The sequence below is a fragment of the Acutalibacter intestini genome (genome assembly GCF_034334985.1).
In the GTDB taxonomy this organism is placed as follows: domain Bacteria; phylum Bacillota; class Clostridia; order Oscillospirales; family Acutalibacteraceae; genus Acutalibacter; species Acutalibacter intestini.
In genome coordinates, this window is record NZ_JAWXXL010000125.1 from 1 (window position 1) to 749 (window position 749).

The window sequence follows — 749 nt, forward strand, 5'->3', positions numbered from 1 at the left end:
TCAATGCCCTGGGCCACCCTCTCCACGCTTTCGCGAGTGCCCATGTACTTCACCAGATTTGTGGCCGAGCGCTTTGGAGAATTCCTCATATACCTGCTGGTGACAATAATTTTCGCCGTGATCAGTCGCCCCCGTTCTGCCACTCGTCAGCGTCCTCGAAGGTCAGAATCCCATTTGTCCGCGCTACCTCCTGGGCGACATTGAGCCGCAAAGTTTCAAAAGTATCCTCTGGAATATCATTGACCGCCGCAGTGATGTTACTGATAATCCCCATCTCTACCGCCAGCTTGAACAGCATCTCGCACACATCTTTGCCGAGGGAACGCACCTCGCTCTTGATTGCTCCCGCCAACATGGGAGCCAAGTAATTGATGTTTTTCTGCTGTCGAAGATACCCGATATAGAACTCAACCGCCTTGCAAATAAAGTCACCCTTCGAGGTAGCATTAGCCGCCGAGAGCATTTCCTCTATCTCCTCGACCATTGACGGCCGCATCCAGTACGCATATTTTTGCTTTTTCTCGCTCAAAAGCTCTCCTTTCTGACCGACCCCTGATTTCAGAGGCCGGTAATCCCTGATTTTTCCTTACCGACCGGCTCTGCCGGGCGATGTCACCTGCGCGGTAGACACCGCGCTTTAACCTGCTTGTCTTTTTGACCGTTTCCTGCGCCCTGTTTTGCCGGATAAACTTGCAACCCTCTGCATATTTGGTGCGGTTTCTGTCTCCTGCCGAAACTGCTCTCACAAA

General features: G+C 52.2%; 2 protein-coding genes. Both read right to left on the reverse strand.

All coding sequences use genetic code 11. The annotated features are described in order from the left end of the window. Positions 1-121: 121 nt before the first annotated feature. Complete coding sequence (locus tag U8U68_RS22020) at positions 122-484, reverse strand: hypothetical protein (protein ID WP_160579903.1); 363 nt, start codon at positions 482-484, stop codon at positions 122-124. Next, a partial coding sequence (locus U8U68_RS22025) for a hypothetical protein (protein ID WP_322204621.1) occupies positions 447-749 on the reverse strand: 303 nt, incomplete at its 5' end. The genes U8U68_RS22020 and U8U68_RS22025, both read right to left, overlap by 38 nt.